13 protein-coding genes and 2 tRNA genes are annotated in these 16117 nt (G+C 71.7%); 10 read left to right on the top strand and 5 right to left on the bottom strand.

Annotation, left to right across the window (positions count from 1 at the left end):
• Nucleotides 1–270: 270 nt before the first annotated feature.
• Nucleotides 271–1500, top strand: a complete 1230-nt coding sequence (locus tag ACFXDE_RS29705) for a PP2C family protein-serine/threonine phosphatase (protein WP_380497746.1) — start codon at nt 271–273, stop codon at nt 1498–1500.
• A 530-nt stretch (nt 1501–2030) separates the two neighbouring features.
• Nucleotides 2031–2228 (top strand): hypothetical protein, encoded by a 198-nt coding sequence (locus ACFXDE_RS29700; RefSeq protein ID WP_363648347.1) that lies wholly within the window; start codon nt 2031–2033, stop codon nt 2226–2228.
• A gap of 29 nt (nt 2229–2257) precedes the next feature.
• On the opposite strand, the gene ACFXDE_RS29695 is transcribed toward ACFXDE_RS29700, so the two are convergent.
• Complete coding sequence (locus tag ACFXDE_RS29695; RefSeq protein WP_380497744.1) at nt 2258–3049, bottom strand: DUF6348 family protein; 792 nt, start codon at nt 3047–3049, stop codon at nt 2258–2260.
• A 229-nt stretch (nt 3050–3278) separates the two neighbouring features.
• Between ACFXDE_RS29695 and ACFXDE_RS29690 the strand changes: the two genes are divergently transcribed.
• Entirely contained in the window at nt 3279–3839 is a 561-nt protein-coding gene (locus ACFXDE_RS29690) for a hypothetical protein (RefSeq protein WP_380446132.1), read from the top strand.
• A 61-nt stretch (nt 3840–3900) separates the two neighbouring features.
• Here the strand turns inward: ACFXDE_RS29690 and ACFXDE_RS29685 are convergent.
• A tRNA-Gly gene (locus ACFXDE_RS29685) sits at nt 3901–3974 on the bottom strand.
• A gap of 174 nt (nt 3975–4148) precedes the next feature.
• Here ACFXDE_RS29685 and ACFXDE_RS29680 point away from each other — a divergent pair.
• The 5 genes from ACFXDE_RS29680 to clpX all read left to right on the top strand — a co-directional run bounded on the left by ACFXDE_RS29680 (nt 4149) and on the right by clpX (nt 9073).
• Nucleotides 4149–4222 (top strand) — tRNA-Pro (locus tag ACFXDE_RS29680).
• A gap of 295 nt (nt 4223–4517) precedes the next feature.
• Nucleotides 4518–5903, top strand: a complete 1386-nt coding sequence (gene tig, locus ACFXDE_RS29675) for a trigger factor (protein WP_380497743.1) — start codon at nt 4518–4520, stop codon at nt 5901–5903.
• A 297-nt stretch (nt 5904–6200) separates the two neighbouring features.
• Complete coding sequence (locus ACFXDE_RS29670) at nt 6201–6815, top strand: ATP-dependent Clp protease proteolytic subunit (protein ID WP_329931219.1); 615 nt, start codon at nt 6201–6203, stop codon at nt 6813–6815.
• 56 nt (nt 6816–6871) lie between these two features.
• Nucleotides 6872–7534, top strand: a complete 663-nt coding sequence (locus ACFXDE_RS29665) for an ATP-dependent Clp protease proteolytic subunit (RefSeq protein WP_380446130.1) — start codon at nt 6872–6874, stop codon at nt 7532–7534.
• A 249-nt stretch (nt 7535–7783) separates the two neighbouring features.
• A complete protein-coding gene (clpX, locus tag ACFXDE_RS29660) occupies nt 7784–9073 on the top strand; it encodes an ATP-dependent Clp protease ATP-binding subunit ClpX (protein WP_329931163.1) in 1290 nt (429 codons plus the stop codon).
• A gap of 87 nt (nt 9074–9160) precedes the next feature.
• Here the strand turns inward: clpX and ACFXDE_RS29655 are convergent, their stop codons facing one another.
• Nucleotides 9161–9964, bottom strand: coding sequence for a hypothetical protein (locus tag ACFXDE_RS29655; RefSeq protein WP_380497741.1), 804 nt, complete (start codon nt 9962–9964; stop codon nt 9161–9163).
• Nucleotides 9961–10815 (bottom strand): hypothetical protein, encoded by an 855-nt coding sequence (locus tag ACFXDE_RS29650; RefSeq protein ID WP_380497739.1) that lies wholly within the window; start codon nt 10813–10815, stop codon nt 9961–9963. The genes ACFXDE_RS29655 and ACFXDE_RS29650 overlap by 4 nt, the downstream gene beginning before the upstream one ends.
• Nucleotides 10816–11003: 188 nt before the next feature.
• On the opposite strand from ACFXDE_RS29650, the gene ACFXDE_RS29645 reads away from it, so the two are divergent.
• Nucleotides 11004–13640, top strand: a complete 2637-nt coding sequence (locus tag ACFXDE_RS29645) for a valine--tRNA ligase (protein WP_380446127.1) — start codon at nt 11004–11006, stop codon at nt 13638–13640.
• Nucleotides 13641–13919: 279 nt separating this feature from the next.
• The gene (locus tag ACFXDE_RS29640) at nt 13920–14447 is read left to right on the top strand and encodes a hypothetical protein (protein ID WP_380446126.1); all 528 of its coding nucleotides are present in this window, start codon (nt 13920–13922) and stop codon (nt 14445–14447) included.
• Between the two features lie 50 nt (nt 14448–14497).
• Here the strand turns inward: ACFXDE_RS29640 and ACFXDE_RS29635 are convergent, their stop codons facing one another.
• Nucleotides 14498–16060: a chitinase gene (locus ACFXDE_RS29635; protein ID WP_380497737.1), complete on the bottom strand. Its 1563-nt coding sequence runs from the start codon at nt 16058–16060 to the stop codon at nt 14498–14500.
• Nucleotides 16061–16117 lie beyond the last annotated feature (57 nt).

Raw genomic sequence — 16117 nt, 5'->3', positions numbered from 1 at the left:
GCCGCGATCCCCAGCGCGGCCGGCCGCCGTCGTCCGCGCCCCCGCGCCGCCTGTGGCATCGGCCACAGCCCGGCAGCGCGCGAAGACCCCCGCACGCGGGGCGCGTACGTCGTCCGCCTGGTTCGTACGCCCAACCGGCGCACGCCTCCTGACGCCGCGGCCACCACCGCACCGATCGGCCGAAACCCGCTGACGCGCCCGCACCTCGGCGCGACCGCCCCCGGCCGAGCCGTCGACGCCGGGCGGTGCCCGTGGATAAGGTCGGGCCCCATGGCTGGCAGACCGCCGGGCGCACCGCCCCAGACGACTGCGACGAGGCCCGGCGCCGTCCCGGCGTCCGACCCCGTGACGGCCCGGTTGCGCAGGAGGCTCCGCCGGGTCCGCCGAAGGCTGCGCACGGCCGGGGTCGACTACTTCCGCGGCGGCGCCGCCGACTGGCCGGTGCTCTGCGCGCTCGCGCTGCTCGTCCCGCTGCTGATCCTGCTCAACATCTGGATGCCCGCCTGGGCCCCGCCCACCGCCCTCGTCCTGCCGATCCTGGCCGGCGCCCTGCTGCTGCGCCCCGGCAGCCTCGTGGTGCTGTACGCGCTCGCCGCCCTCGGCCTGTCCGCCGAGTCCGTGATCCACACCGGCGAGCGGGTCGCCAGCCTGAACCCGGAGGCGTACGTCTACGGCGTCACCCCCGGCGCGGCCCTCGTGGTCGGCGCCGCCGGGGTCGGCGGCCTGCTGCTGGCCCAGTTCCGGGCCCGGGTCGGGGTGCCCTGGTGGGGCGGCTCGACGATGCTGTTCGACCTGCGCGAGCGGCTGCGGGTGCAGAGCCGCGTCCCGCGGCTGCCGGACGGCTGGCACGCCGACATGGCGCTGCGCCCGGCCGGCGGGCAGTCCTTCTCCGGGGACTTCGTGGTCGCCGCCCGCACCGGCCCGGGCCAGCGCGTGCTGGAGGTGGTTCTCGCGGACGTCTCCGGCAAGGGCATGGACGCCGGCTCGCGGGCGCTGCTGCTGTCCGGCGCCTTCGGCGGCCTGGTGGGCTCGCTGCCCGCGCACGACTTCCTGCCCGCCGCCAACGGCTACCTGCTGCGCCAGTCCTGGGACGAGGGCTTCGCGACCGCCGTCCACCTGGTGCTCGACCTGGACACCGGCGAGTACGAACTGCTCTCCGCCGGGCACCTGCCGGGCATGCAGCGCCTGGCGGGCGCCGGGCGCTGGGAGGTCAAGGAGGCCACCGAGGGCCCGCTGCTCGGCATCTACGACGGCGCCAAGTTCGAGGGCGTGCGCGGACGCCTGAACCGCGGCGACGTCCTGCTGCTGTGCACCGACGGCATGGTCGAGGCGCCCGGCCGGGACCTCACCGAGGGCATGGACCGGCTGATGGGCGAGGCCGACCGGCTGGTGCCCGGCAGCGGCCCGGGCGCCGGGGCCGGCGCCGCCGCCGCGCTGATCGAGACGGTCGCCCGGGACATCAACGACGACCGCGCGGTGCTGCTGCTCTGGCGCGACTGACGCCCCGACCGGCCGACGGGCCGTCCGCGGCGCCCGCCGCCGGATCGGGCGGGGCCCCGCGCCGGCACATGCCGCAGGCAGGAGCTGTCAAGCCTGGGTGCCGATCTTCGGCCAAATCGGGCGCCCCGTCAGCGGAGTGGACCTGAGCCTTCCGTTCCCCGCCGCCGCGCGTTTCCCGGCCGCTCAGCGCGGCCCCGCCGACGATTCGTCAGAACGACTCGGCTATCGTCTCGGACGGCGGAAACTCGTCTCGCATCCCAGGATATCGGCGTTGGGCCGACTGTCAGACCTTTACGCAATCGGCACGGTCGACCACACTGAGTCCGGGCGGGACTGGTCAGGATTCGGGGGATGGGGGGCGTCACGTGCGGCACGGAAGAGCTTGTGCGATCGCTGAGTGCTCCCCGCCCGGCCGGGGTGTGCCGGACGGTCCGCGATTCCGCCTCGGGACCGTCGGACAGGCCGGGGTCCGGCTTCGCAGGTGCCGCCGGCCGGTGGCGCCACGCTATGAAACGAGGAAGTGAGTCCGGGTGGCACTCTCCGTCTCCGCGCTGGTCCTGTTCGCGATCCTGTGCATCATCTTCATCCGCAACAAGCAGCTGAAGATCCCGCACGCGATCATCGCCGCCCTGTTCGGCTTCATGCTCCACGAGACCACCGTCGCCGGTTCGATCAACTCCCTGCTGGCGAACCTGGCCCACAGCATCTCCGGCATCACCGGCGGCTGACGGGAGGGCCGGCGGCACCCGCGCGAGGGTCACCGGCCGGCCCGTCTGGCCTCCCGCCAGCGAGCGAACAGTCCCCGGGGGCGCACTGCCGCCGGGGCGGGCGTGCGCATCGGTGCGGGCGCCCCGGCACTTGCCGGCACCACCGCCGGCCCGACCGGGCGCACCGCCGTCAGCAGGACGAACAGCCGTGCCCAGCACAGGCGTTCGCCGCGCGGCCAGTCCAGCGCGCGCAGCGCCGCCGAAGCCGCCTCCGACACCTCGCCGTCGACCCGGACCTCGGCGACGTCGTCGCCCGCCTTCCCGCCCAGGAAGAGCTTCACCCCGACCGGCCCCGCCCCGGTCAGCCCCGGCCGCAGCGCCGGCGCCAGCGCGGGCAGCACCCGGTGCTCCGTGAGCCAGGCCGCCAGCCGCTCGTTGCCGAAGCCGAACACCGCCGCCGGCCCCTGCAGCGCGTGCCAGCCGGGCAGTTCGGCGTGGTCCGCGCGGTCGGCGTACACGCCCCGGCCGTCCGCCAGCTCGACCAGCACCGAGGCGGTGGTGGTCGCCCACATCTTCACCGCGTTGGCGAGCTTCTCCTCCTCGGTCTTGCCGAGGCCCGCCGAGCAGTCCCAGACCACGGGCGCGTCCGCCCGCCCCAGGTGCAGCACGAAGCCGAGGTCGACGTGACCGGCCCCGTCGCCGCCCGGGTGCTCGCGCACGGCCACCGCCGTCGTGCCCGGGCCGCGCACCACCTCGCCGTCGACGGTGAACACCTGCCCGAGCCCCGCCATCTCCCGCACGACGCAGCGCTGTATGACGGCAAGCCGCTCCTCGGGACGCACCGGAACTCCTCCACCTCGGGACCGCAGTGGTCTGCGTAGTGATCTGCGTGACGCGCGGTTCCGCGTGACGCTCCGGACACGCGATCGAACCGTGCTCGAACGCGCCGAGGCTATCGGCCCGACAGCCTGCCGGGAAACCGCCCGGACCGCCCGGACCTCCGGTCGCGGAAATGTCCGACATGCCCCACTTTGGGAGCGGAACCTGAAGGCCGCCAGCCCGGAGAACCGCATGCCCCGCACCGTCCCGACGTCCCCGCCGCCGCTGCTGCCCCTCCCGCCGTCGATCCTGAGGGGCGCCGACGGCTCCGGCCTGGTCGCCGAGGTCGAGGCCTACCTCGCCTCCCTGCCCGCCCCCGCCCGCACACCCGTCCCGTACGTCTGCCCGTACGGCACCGCCCCGCTCGCGTGGCACGCCGGCCACCCCGAGCCCCGGGCGACCCTGGTCGGCCGGGTGCTGCGCCGCCCCGTCCGTCCGGTGCCGGTCAGCGCCGCCGACCACCTGCGGCTCGCCTCGCGCTACATCGGCGCGTTCGGCTGGCTCCAGGGCGCGCTGTGGGACGCGGGCGGCCGGGTCTGCCTCCTCGGCGCGCAGGCCGCCGTCCTCGCGCACGGCTACGGCACCCCGCGCACCGTCCGTACGGCGCGCGTCCAGCTGATGGAGGTCCTGCACGCGACCGGCCGCCCGGCGCACTCCCCGGACGAGTACAACGACCGCCCGACCACCCGGGAGGCCGACGTCCACCTGCTGCTCGACCGCGCCGCGGCCCGCGCCGCCCGCCTGGGGCTCTGACCTGCGGACGGACCCGGGAACGCCGACGGCCCCGGTGCGAGGACGCACCGGGGCCGGGCCGTGGAGCGGGCGACGAGAATCGAACTCGCGTGACTAGTTTGGAAGACTAGGGCTCTACCATTGAGCTACGCCCGCGTGATCCCCCGGCACGCAGCCGGAAGTTCGGGGAACAGCGTACCTGGTCCGGTCGCTCCCGTGCACACCGCATTTCTGCGCGCCCCCCGGACGCGCTCCCGAAACCCCTTCCGGCGGCCCGAAATAAGTCGGCGAACCGCCGGGGCCCGGCGTGTACGCTTCCTCTCGGCACCACGGGGTGTGGCGCAGTTTGGTAGCGCGTCCGCTTTGGGAGCGGAAGGCCGTCGGTTCGAATCCGGTCACCCCGACGTGCGGCAGGGTCTCGCCCACCGGGCGGGGCCCTGTTCTGTTCCCCGGGTACGGTGACGTCTGGCGTCCGCCTTTCGTGGTACCGGTAGGATGGGGCGCTGGCGGTAGTCCCTGCGGCGAACACCCAGGTCAACCGCACGAGGGCGAGGAGTCACGCTCACCGTCCACCCCCCACGGGAGATGCAGCTCCAACCGCCCATCGCCCGTCTCGCCAGACCCACCCGTACCGGCCCCGGCCGGCACGATCCGGGGCTGGGGAGGCAACCTGACCGCAAGCCCATAGGAGACCAAACCGTGAAGAGCGCCGTCGAGACTCTGAACCCGACCCGGGTTCGACTCACCGTCGAGGTGCCCTTCGAGGAGCTCAAGCCCAGCCTCGACGCGGCGTACAAGAAGATCAACCAGCAGGTCACGGTTCCGGGCTTCCGCAAGGGCAAGATCCCGGCTCGCGTCATCGACCAGCGTTTCGGCCGTGGCGCCGTGCTGGAGGAGGCCGTGAACGACGCCCTGCCGCGCTTCTACACGCAGGCCGTCGACGAGGGCAAGATCGAGGTCCTCGGCCAGCCCGACATCACCAACATCGAGGGTGTCGAGACGATCGCCGATGGCGGTGACCTGAAGTTCACCGCCGAGGTGGACGTCCGCCCGGAGATCACCCTGCCGGAGTTCTCCTCCATCGAGGTGACCGTCGACCCGATCGTCGTCGCCGACGAGGACATCGAGAAGTCCCTGGAGCAGCTGCGCGAGCGCTTCTCCTCGGTCAAGGACGTCGAGCGCGCCGCCGCCGCCGGTGACATCGTGGTCGTCGACCTCGTCGCCACGGTCGACGGCGAGGTGCCGGAGGACGGCACCGCCAACGGCGTGAGCTACGAGATCGGCTCCGGCCGCCTGATCGACGGCATCGACGACGCCGTCACCGGCCTGGAGGCCGGTGGCACCGCGACCTTCGAGACCGAGCTCAAGGGCGGCACCCAGGCGGGCAAGACCTCCGAGGTCACCGTCACCGTCACCGCCGTCCAGGAGAAGGAGCTGCCCGAGCTGGACGACGAGTTCGCCCAGCTGGCCAGCGAGTTCGACTCCCTGGAGGACCTGCGCGCCGACTCCCGCAAGCGCCTGGAGCGCATGAAGGAGTACGACCAGGCCACCCAGGCCCAGGAGAAGGTCCTCGACGCCCTGCTCGCGCTGGTCGACATCGAGTACCCGGAGAAGCTCCTCAAGGACGAGATCGAGACCCGCAAGCACAACCTGGAGCACCACCAGCTGGAGCCGATGGGCCTGACCATCGACGCCTACCTGGAGACCCAGGGCAAGACCCGCGAGGAGTGGGAGGCGGAGATCGAGGAGCAGGCGAAGAAGGGCATCAAGACCCAGTTCGTCCTGGACCAGATCGTCGCCAACGAGGAGCTCGGGGTCAACCAGGAGGAGCTCACCGAGCACCTCATCCGCCGCGCCGCCGGCTCCGGCCTGACCCCGGACCAGTTCGCCCAGCAGGTCGTCCAGGGCGGCCAGGTTCCGCTGCTGGTCGGCGAGGTCGCCCGCGGCAAGGCGCTGGCCACCGTGGTCGAGGCCGCCAAGGTCGTCGACACCGAGGGCAACGAGGTCAACTTCGACGACGAGGACGAGTCGGGCGAGACCGTCGAGGCCACCGAGGCCGCCGCCGAGGAGACCACCGAGGCCTGATGGCCGCGGTAGCCCCCTGAGGCACGCAGCGGGCCCGGACGCCGTCATGGCGTCCGGGCCCGTCGCCGTTCCCGGCGCGGGCGCCCCAACCGGAGCAGTCCCGTCCGGCGCGCGTGACCCTGCGCTCACAGCGAACAGTTCTGCGTGGGGGATTCTGCGGCCCGGCCTGCGCGTTAGGGTCCTTGGACAGCAACAATCACGACGTGATACCCGGAAGCTGTGCGACACCGTGACGGCCGCCCGGCGACCGTCCAAATCGACTGAGCAGGTGGCTAAGTGACGTTCCCGCAGATGCAGATGGGCCCGATGGCGCCGCACGCCGCCTCTGGTGACGTGCTCGGCGGCCTGGGCGACCAGGTCTACAACCGGCTGCTCAACGAGCGGATCATCTTCCTCGGCCAGCAGGTCGACGACGACATCGCCAACAAGATCACCGCGCAGCTGCTCCTGCTGGCCGCGGACCCGGAAAAGGACATCTTCCTCTACATCAACTCCCCGGGCGGCTCGATCTCGGCCGGCATGGCGATCTACGACACCATGCAGTACATCAAGAACGACGTCGTCACCATCGCGATGGGCATGGCGGCCTCGATGGGCCAGTTCCTGCTGACGGCCGGCGCCAAGGGCAAGCGCTTCTCGCTGCCGAACGCCAACATCCTGATGCACCAGCCGTCGGCCGGCCTCGGCGGCTCCGCCACCGACATCCGCATCCAGGCCGAGCAGCTGCTGCGCACCAAGAAGCGGATGTCCGAGCTGATCGCCTTCCACAGCGGCCAGTCCTTCGAGCAGATCACCCGGGACTCCGACCGCGACCGCTGGTTCACGCCGGAGGAGGCCCTGGAGTACGGCCTGATCGACGCGATCATGCACAGCGCCGCGGACGTTCCCGGCGGCGGCGGCACGGGCGCCTGAGCCTCGGCCCGGCCCACGAGACCACAGCCCCAACGCCCCGGAGGACAAGAACCCCCATGAACATCCCCAGCCTGTCGGCCGCCCAGGCCCGCGTCGAGGACATGCGCGCCGAGGGCCGCTACATCGTCCCGCGCTTCGTCGAGCGCACCACGCAGGGCATCCGCGAGTACGACCCGTACGCCAAGCTGTTCGAGGAGCGCATCATCTTCCTCGGCTCGCAGGTCGACGACGTCTCGGCGAACGACATCATGGCGCAGCTGCTGTGCCTGGAGTCGATGGACCCGGACCGCGAGATCCAGATGTACATCAACTCGCCCGGCGGCTCGTTCACGGCTCTGACGGCCATCTACGACACCATGCAGTACGTCAAGCCGGACATCACCACGGTCTGCATGGGCCAGGCGGCCTCCGCCGCGGCCGTGCTGCTCGCGGCCGGCACCCCCGGCAAGCGCATGGCGCTGCCGAACGCCCGGATCCTGATCCACCAGCCGTACACCGAGACCGGCCGCGGCCAGGTGTCCGACCTGGAGATCCAGGCCAAGGAGATCTTCCGGATGCGCGAGCAGCTGGAGCAGATGCTCTCCAAGCACTCCAACAAGTCGGTGGAGCAGGTGCGCGAGGACATCGAGCGCGACAAGATCCTCACCGCCGAGGAGGCCGCCGAGTACGGCCTGATCGACCAGATCATCTCCACCCGCAAGACCTCGCTGACCTCCTGAGGTCGGCAGGGTGCCGGGGCGGGCGCGCGCGGGTCGCGTGCGCCCGCCCCGGACCCTTCGGCGGCCGCCGCGACGGCATCTGTTCGGTATCAATTCGCCCAGGGCGTAGGGCAGACCCGGCGAAGAGGACGGAATCAGGGGCCCGGCAGAGTACCGTCGGATAGCGAGACCGATCGCCGTCGGCGTTGACGGTCCACAGCACCAGGCCCCGGAACCCCCGCGGGGCCCCTGGCGAAGGGGAAGCACCTCGTGGCACGCATCGGAGACGGTGGCGACCTGCTCAAGTGCTCGTTCTGCGGCAAGTCGCAGAAGCAGGTGAAGAAGCTGATCGCCGGCCCAGGCGTGTACATCTGCGACGAGTGCATCGACCTGTGCAACGAGATCATCGAGGAGGAACTCGCCGAGACCTCCGAGGTGCGCTTCGAGGAACTCCCGAAGCCGCGCGAGATCTACGAGTTCCTGGACCAGTACGTGGTCGGCCAGGACCTCGCCAAGAAGGCGCTGTCGGTGGCCGTCTACAACCACTACAAGCGCGTCCAGGCGGGCGAGGCGGGCCGCAGCGGCGGCAACGGCCGCGACGACGCGATCGAGCTGGCCAAGTCCAACATCCTGCTGCTGGGCCCCACCGGCTCCGGCAAGACCCTGCTGGCGCAGACCCTGGCCCGGATGCTCAACGTGCCGTTCGCGATCGCGGACGCCACGGCGCTGACCGAGGCCGGGTACGTCGGCGAGGACGTCGAGAACATCCTGCTCAAGCTGATCCAGGCGGCCGACTACGACGTCAAGAAGGCCGAGACCGGGATCATCTACATCGACGAGATCGACAAGGTCGCGCGCAAGAGCGAGAACCCGTCGATCACCCGGGACGTCTCCGGCGAGGGCGTGCAGCAGGCGCTGCTGAAGATCCTGGAGGGCACCACCGCGTCGGTGCCGCCGCAGGGCGGGCGCAAGCACCCGCACCAGGAGTTCATCCAGATCGACACCACCAACGTGCTGTTCATCGTCGGCGGCGCGTTCGCCGGCCTGGAGCGGATCATCGAGGGCCGCGCGGGTGCCAAGGGCATCGGCTTCGGCGCGAACATCCGCTCCAAGCGGGAGTCGGACGCGAGCGACCACTTCCGTCAGGTGATGCCCGAGGACCTGGTGAAGTTCGGCATGATCCCGGAGTTCATCGGCCGTCTGCCGGTGATCACCAGCGTGCACAACCTGGACCGCGAGGCGCTCCTGCAGATCCTCACCGAGCCGAAGAACGCGCTGGTCAAGCAGTACCGCAAGCTCTTCGAACTGGACGGCGTGGAGCTGGAGTTCACGCGTGACGCGCTGGAGGCGATCGCCGACCAGGCGATCCTGCGCGGCACCGGCGCGCGTGGGCTGCGGGCCATCATGGAGGAGGTGCTGATGTCCGTGATGTACGAGGTCCCCTCGCGCCAGGACGTCGCCCGCGTGGTGGTCACCGGGGACGTGGTCTCCAAGCACGCGATCCCGACGCTCGTCCCGCGCGACATGATCAAGCGCGAGCGGCGCGAGAAGAGCGCCTGAGTCCTGAAGCCTTGAACGGGAGGGCCCCGCACCGTCGTGGTGCGGGGCCCTCTCGCGTGTTCCGTTCGCCCGGTGGGTGGCTCGTGGCTACTTCGGCACCTCGGCGACCGCGCGCAGGTCGCGGGTGTCGGCGGCGAGCTTGTCCACGTCCGGCTGGGTGCCGTCGTCGGCGCCCTTGAGCACCATCACGAGGCTGCTGCTGTCGGCCCAGGCGCACACGGCCATCTTGGTGTCGCCGTCCACGGACGTCCCGCACTCCATGGTGCCGCCCTTGGGGCCGGGGTCGACCGCGTGCCGGTCGCCGACCTGCCCGCCCGAGCCGGAGAAGCCCTGGAACATCTGGTCCAGCTCCTGCTTGGGCAGCAGGACCTTGCCGTACACGCCGACCGCGACCAGCTGCGGGTCGGAGTTCGCGTCCTGGTAGACCGCGGCGACGCCGGTGGGCTTCCAGTTGCCGTCACCGTTGCCGATCTTGGACGTGATCTCGTCCTGGATCTTCCGGGTCGTGGTCGGGTCGTCGTTGGCCTTGAGGTCCTTGAAGGCCGTCGGCATCACGATCTTCTGGGTGCCCGCGTTGCTCGTCACGTCGAAGACGAAGTACGCGAGCGCGCCGCCGCCGAGGAGCAGCACGCCGAAGACGCAGCCGAGGACGATCCACAGCGTCTTGTGCGACGTGCGGGGCGGGGGCGGCGGGTACATCCCGTACCCGGGGTAGCCGGCCTGGTCGGGCGCGGGGTAGCCGGGTGGCGGCGCCTGCGGCGGCACGGCGCCGTAGGGCTGGTCGGTGGGCGGCGGGGGAGCCCCGAAGGGCCGGCCGGCGGGCGGCGGCGGTGCCCCGTAGGGCTGGTTGGGGGGCGGCGGCGGTGCGCCGTACGGGCTCTGGTCGGTCACTTGGCCACCTTCATCGCGTCACGGATGGCGCGGGTCTTCTCCGCGGCCTGGGCCGGGGAGAGCGGGGTCGGGGCGGTGCCGGTGATGCTGACGTGGTTGAAGCTGACGTGGCCGTAGGTGGACTTGTCGGCCCACACGCAGACCACGGGTCCGGGCTTGCCGATGATGCTGGTGGCGCCGCAGGCGAGCTTCGCGGCGGAGCTCGTGCTGTCGTTCGCGGGGTAGTCCGTCATCGGCGTCGTCCAGGTGAGGCCGCCGCTGTCCTGCTTCGACTCCTGGATGATCTGGTCGGGGCTGTTCAGCTGCCCGTAGATGCCGATCACCGAGATCGTGTCGAGCGGGTCGGCGCCCTTGGTGTAGCTGGAGATCACGCCGATGAGGTTCGAGCCGTACTTCGTGGACTCGGGCTTGTTGGGGTCGGCCGGCTTCTCGTCGGACGACTTCTTGACGTAGCCGTCCGGCAGCGACTGCGGGGCGGAGAGCTTGTAGTTGCCGCCCGAGGAGTCCTTGCCGCCGAGGACCTTCCACGCGGCGAAGCCGCCGCCGCCGAGCACGAGCGCGCCGATCACGAGGCCGACCACCAGGCCGCCCTTGCCCTTCTTCGGCGGCGGCGGGTACCCCGGCTGGCCGTACGGGGCCTGCGGAGGCGCGCCGTAGGGCTGCTGGGGCGCGCCGTACTGCGGCTGGCCCTGCGGCGGATAGCCGTACTGGGGCTGCGGCGCGCCGTACGGCTGCGGCGGCGGCTGCGGCGCCCCGTACGGCGGCTGCGGCTGCTGCGGCGCGCCGTACGGGGGCTGTCCCCCGTAGGGCTGCGGCTGTCCCTGCGGATACTGCTGACCCTGGCCGTACATCTGTCTGTGCTCCCCCGCCGCACCCGCGGCCTGTCTGGTGTGGAATTGTCCCGTGTACGTCCGGAAATCCAGACGATTGTCCGGGCACGGTACCGCACGCCGCCGACGGGGGAGCCGGTCGGGAGCGCGGTGTCCGCGGACCGAAAGCGGTTCGTAACCCGAGCCCGCCGTTACGTAAACTGTGCGTCGTGACCGACACGACGAACCAGCGCCCCGTGAGCACCACCGGGGACGATGCGGCAACCCTCCCGACGACCTACACCCCCGCGGACGTAGAGGGCGAGCTGTACGAGCGCTGGGTAGAGCGTGGCTACTTCACCGCGGACGCCAAGAGCGACAAGCCCCCGTTCACCATCGTCATCCCGCCGCCGAACGTGACCGGCAGCCTGCACCTGGGCCACGCCTTCGAGCACACGCTGATCGACGCGCTGGTGCGCCGCAAGCGGATGCAGGGCTACGAGGCGCTCTGGCAGCCCGGTATGGACCACGCCGGCATCGCCACCCAGAACGTGGTCGAGCGCGAGCTCGCCAAGGAGGGCAAGTCCCGCCACGACCTGGGCCGCGAGGCCTTCGTCGAGCGCGTCTGGCAGTGGAAGGCGGAGTCCGGCGGCCAGATCTCCGGCCAGATGCGCCGCCTCGGCGACGGCGTGGACTGGTCGCGCGAGCGCTTCACCATGGACGAGGGCCTCTCCCAGGCCGTCCAGACCATCTTCAAGAAGCTCTTCGACGACGAGCTGATCTACCGCGCCGAGCGCATCATCAACTGGTGCCCGCGCTGCCTGACCGCCATCTCGGACATCGAGGTGGAGTACCAGGACGACGACGGCGAGCTGGTCTCGATCCGCTACGGCGAGGGCGAGAACTCCATCGTCGTCGCCACCACGCGCGCCGAGACGATGCTGGGCGACACCGCGGTCGCCGTCCACCCCGAGGACGAGCGCTACAAGCACCTGGTCGGCACCGAGATCGAGCTGCCGCTCACCGGCCGCCGCATCCCGATCGTCGCCGACGCCCACGTCGACCCGGAGTTCGGCACCGGCGCCGTCAAGGTGACGCCCGCGCACGACCCGAACGACTTCGAGATCGGCCAGCGCCACGGCCTGCCGAACATCGCCGTGATGGACGAGCACGCCGTCATCACCGTGCACGGCCCCTTCCTCGGCCTGGACCGCCTGGAGGCCCGCTCGGCGATCGTCGCCGCGCTGCGCGCCGAGGGCCGGATCGTCGCCGAGAAGCGCCCGTACGTCCACTCGGTCGGCCACTGCTCGCGCTGCAAGACCACCATCGAGCCGCGGCTGTCGATGCAGTGGTGGGTCAAGGTCGGCCCGCTGGCGAAGGCCGCCGGCGACGCGGTCCGCGACGGCAAGGTCAAGATCCACCCGCAGGAGATGGAGAAGCGCTACTTCGACTGGGTCGACAACCTGCACGACTGGTGCATCTCGCGCCAGCTGTGGTGGGGCCACCGCATCCCGGTCTGGTACGGCCCGAACGGCGAGGTCGTCTGCGTCGGACCGGACGAGCAGCCGCCCGCCGGCGAGGGCTGGCACCAGGACACCGACGTCCTGGACACCTGGTTCTCCTCCGGCCTGTGGCCGTTCTCCACGCTCGGCTGGCCCGAGCAGACCGAGAGCCTCGCGAAGTTCTACCCGAACTCCGTCCTGGTGACCGGCTACGACATCCTCTTCTTCTGGGTCGCCCGGATGATGATGTTCGGCCTCTACGCGATGGACGGCACCCCGCCGTTCCACACCATCGCGCTGCACGGCATGGTCCGTGACCAGAACGGCAAGAAGATGTCGAAGTCCTTCGGCAACGTGGTCAACCCGCTGGACTGGATGGACAAGTACGGCTCCGACGCGCTGCGCTTCACGCTCGCGCGCGGTGCCAACCCCGGCGTCGACGTGCCGATCGGCGAGGACTGGGTCCAGGCGTCCCGCAACTTCGCCAACAAGATCTGGAACGCCACCCGCTTCGCGCTGATGAACGGCGCCACCGTCGAGGGCCCGCTGCCCGCGCCGGAGGAGCTGACCGCGAGCGACCGCTGGATCCTGTCGCGCCTCAACAGCACCGTCGCCGAGGTGGACGGCCTGTACGACGACTACCAGTTCTCCAAGCTCTCCGAGGGCCTGTACCACTTCGCCTGGGACGAGGTCTTCGACTGGTACGTCGAGCTCTCCAAGACCACCCTGGCCAAGGGCGGCCCGCAGGCCGACGCCGCGCGCCGGGTGCTCGGCGAGGTCCTGGACGTCACGCTGCGCCTGCTGCACCCGATCGTGCCCTTCGTCACCGAGACGCTGTGGACCACGCTCACCGGCGCCGAGTCGGTCGTCATCGCCGACTGGCCGAAGGACAGCGGCTTCCGCGACGCCGCGGCCGAGGCGGAGATCGCCACGCTGCAGCAGGTCGTCACCGAGGTCCGCCGGTTCCGCACCGACCAGGGCCTCAAGCCGGGCCAGCGCGTCCCGGCCACCCTGGAGCTGGACGGCACCGCGCTGGCCGCCCACGAGGACGCGATCCGCTCGCTGCTGCGGCTGACCGCCCCCGAGGAGGGCTTCGCGGCCACCGCCTCGCTGCCGGTCGCCGGCGCCACCGTGGCGCTGGACCTCTCCGGCACCATCGACGTCGCGGCGGAGCGCAAGCGCCTCGCCAAGGACCTCGCGGCGGCCGAGAAGGAGAAGGCCCAGACCACCGGCAAGCTCGGCAACGAGGCGTTCCTCGCCAAGGCGCCGGACGACGTGGTCGCCAAGATCCGGACCCGCCTGGAGGCCGCCGAGGCCGACATCGCCCGGATCACCGCCCAGCTCGCGGCGCTGCCGCAGGGCTGAGCCGCCCCACCGGTCCACGAGGGGCCGTATTCCGCGCCGAGCGGAGTACGGCCCCTCCGCCGTTTACGCCGAATAGCCCAGCACCATTGCTCCCTTCCGGCGAATATTCATCCTGGACCGGGTAAGGTCCTATTCCGCTCGAATTCATTCCGGTCTTGCCAGCGCGGGTTCTCGGAAGTTTGCAGGTCGGATGTGTACGGTGTGCTCTGAGTTTGCGCGGTGCGCACCAGCGGGTTTCTGCCGGGCGTTTCGCTGAGCCAACGGACGGGAGGGCATGGCGTGGTGGTGACCGAAGAGTTGGTCGACGAACTTCCTGCCGAGGCGGTCGAGGAGGCCAAGGCCAGGGCGGCGACGCTGCTGCTCGCGTTCCGGCACGGCAACCAGCTCGCCTTCGACCACGAGCTCGACGTGCTGCTCGCCGAGCACGCCGAGCGCGAGGTGACGACCCTGCTCGCCTGGATCGCCGCGGAGGCGGTCCGCAAGGCCTACGCCCCCGCGGTCGGCGACAAGGTGCTGCGCGCGATGGCCAGGCGCGCCCCGGTCGACGCCGGCGCGGTCTGCGTGGACGAGGAGACCGCGGACGCCGCCCGGCTGATCGAGGCCGTGGCCGTCGGGGACGTGGCGGAGGTCCGCGGCCTGGTCGCCGCGAACGCCGACACCACCTTCCTGCTCGGCGGCCTGCTGCAGGGTGTCGCGATGATGCTGCCGTTCCTGCCCGACGGCGAACTCGGCGAGATCACCGCCGAGTTGCGCCGTCGCCACGGCGGCGGTGCGGCGCACGTGCCGGAGGCCCGGGCCGGGGTCTGAGCCGGGGGCCGCGCCGGAGTCCGAACCCGGCCCGGGTCTCCGGGCCGGGCTCACGGCATGGCGTGCAGGTGCGCGCCGATGGTGCCGGCGACCGGACTGCCCGCCGAGGCGTCCCAGTTGGTCGACCAGGTCATCGCCCCGCCGATCCCCGGCCAGGTGGTGCCGGGCCGGTAGCTGCCGCAGTCGGTGCCGGCGGCGAGGCAGTCCAGCGCGGCGTTCACGACGCCCGCGCTCACGTACCCGCCGCCCGCGGCGCTGGTCGAGGCCGGCACCCCGAGCCCGACCTGGTCGGGCCGCAGCCCGCCCTGGAGCTGGATGCAGGCGAGCGCGGTCAGGAAGTTCTCGGTCCCCTGCGCGTACACGTTGCCGTCGCAGCCGTTCATCGCGCCGGAGTTGTAGTACTGCGTGTTGACGATGGTGAGGACGTCCTTCACGTTCAGCGCCAGCTTGAAGTACTCCATGCCGGTCGACTGCATGTCGATGGTCTGCGGCGCCATGGTCAGGACGAACCCGCTGCCGGCCTTGGCCGCGACCGCGTGCAGCGCCTGGCCCAGGTACGTCGCGTTGACGCCGTTCTCCAGGTCGATGTCGATCCCGTCGAAGCCGTAGGTCCGCATCAGCGACCAGGCGGAGTCCGCGAAGTTCGCCGCCGACGCCGGGTCGGCCACCGACACGGTGCCGTTCTGTCCGCCGACCGAGAGCACGACCCGCTTGCCGGCCGCGCGCTTGGCCGCGATGTCGGCCTTGAACTGTGCGTCGGTGTAGCCGCCGAGGCGCGAGGACAGGGCCGGGTCGAGGGTGAAGCTCAGCGCGCCCGGCGTGGCGGTGGCATCGGCGAAGGCGACCGCGATGATGTCGTACGCGGCCGGGACGTCGCCGATGCGCTGGACGGCGGCGCCGTTGTCGAAGTTCTGCCAGTAGCCGGTGAGCACGTGCTTGGGCAGGCCCGGCGGCTTCGTCGGGGTGCCGGTCGGGCTGCCTGTCGCGGTCGCGGTCGCGGTCGCCGTGGCGGTCGGGCTGCCCGTCGCGGTCGCCGTTGCGGTCGGGCTCGGGGACGAGGGGGACGTCGGGCTCTGCGACGGTTGCGGGCCGCCGGGGCCCACCAGCGAGACGTCGTCGGCCAGGAACGCCGCCTGCCCGTACCAGCCGTGCAGGTAGACGGTGACGCTCGTGGTGGCCGGGCCGGTGGTGAAGCCGGTGCTGAGCTGCGCCCAGCCCGCCGACGTCGTCCAGGTGCTGGGGTCGGTGCCACCGGTGCCGCGGGCGCCGAGGTAGGCGTACGAGCCCTGCACCCAGGAGCTCAGCGTGTACGCCGACGAGGGCTTCACGGCGACGGTCTGCGTGCACTCGCCGGTGTCGCCCGCGCCCGGGGTGGACCGCAGCGCGTACGAGCCGGAGTGGACGGTCGCGCTCTGGACGGTGCCGCCGGTGCAGGACCAGCCGGTGAGGGCGCCGGCCTCGAAGCCGCCGTTGGTGATCAGGTCGACGTCCGCGGCGCGGGCGCCGGTGCCGGTGACGAGGACGAGTCCGCTCAGGCCCAGCGCGATCGCGCCGGCCCCGGCGAGCAGGGTGCGGACGGCGCGCGGGCGCCGCCGGTGTCGGGCAGGTGGCATGACTCCATCTCCTGTGGGGGAGGCCCGGCGGCGTGCTGTGGGGGCGGCGCCGTCCGG

Origin of the sequence: Kitasatospora sp. NPDC059408 (assembly GCF_042751525.1) — a bacterium.
GTDB lineage: Bacteria > Actinomycetota > Actinomycetes > Streptomycetales > Streptomycetaceae > Kitasatospora.
Note: the sequence above shows the minus strand (reverse complement) of the source record. Positions and strands in the feature narration are given on the sequence as shown.

Excerpts from the sequence above, each read along its gene's own strand:
- ACFXDE_RS29650 (WP_380497739.1), bottom strand. The coding sequence starts at position 10,815 with ATGTACGGCCAGGGTCAGCAGTATCCGCAGGGACAGCCGCAGCCCTAC.
- ACFXDE_RS29665 (WP_380446130.1), top strand. The coding sequence starts at position 6,872 with ATGAACATCCCCAGCCTGTCGGCCGCCCAGGCCCGCGTCGAGGACATG.
- ACFXDE_RS29705 (WP_380497746.1), top strand. The coding sequence starts at position 271 with ATGGCTGGCAGACCGCCGGGCGCACCGCCCCAGACGACTGCGACGAGG.
- ACFXDE_RS29635 (WP_380497737.1), bottom strand. The coding sequence starts at position 16,060 with ATGCCACCTGCCCGACACCGGCGGCGCCCGCGCGCCGTCCGCACCCTG.
- ACFXDE_RS29690 (WP_380446132.1), top strand. The coding sequence starts at position 3,279 with ATGCCCCGCACCGTCCCGACGTCCCCGCCGCCGCTGCTGCCCCTCCCG.
- ACFXDE_RS29670 (WP_329931219.1), top strand. The coding sequence starts at position 6,201 with ATGGGCCCGATGGCGCCGCACGCCGCCTCTGGTGACGTGCTCGGCGGC.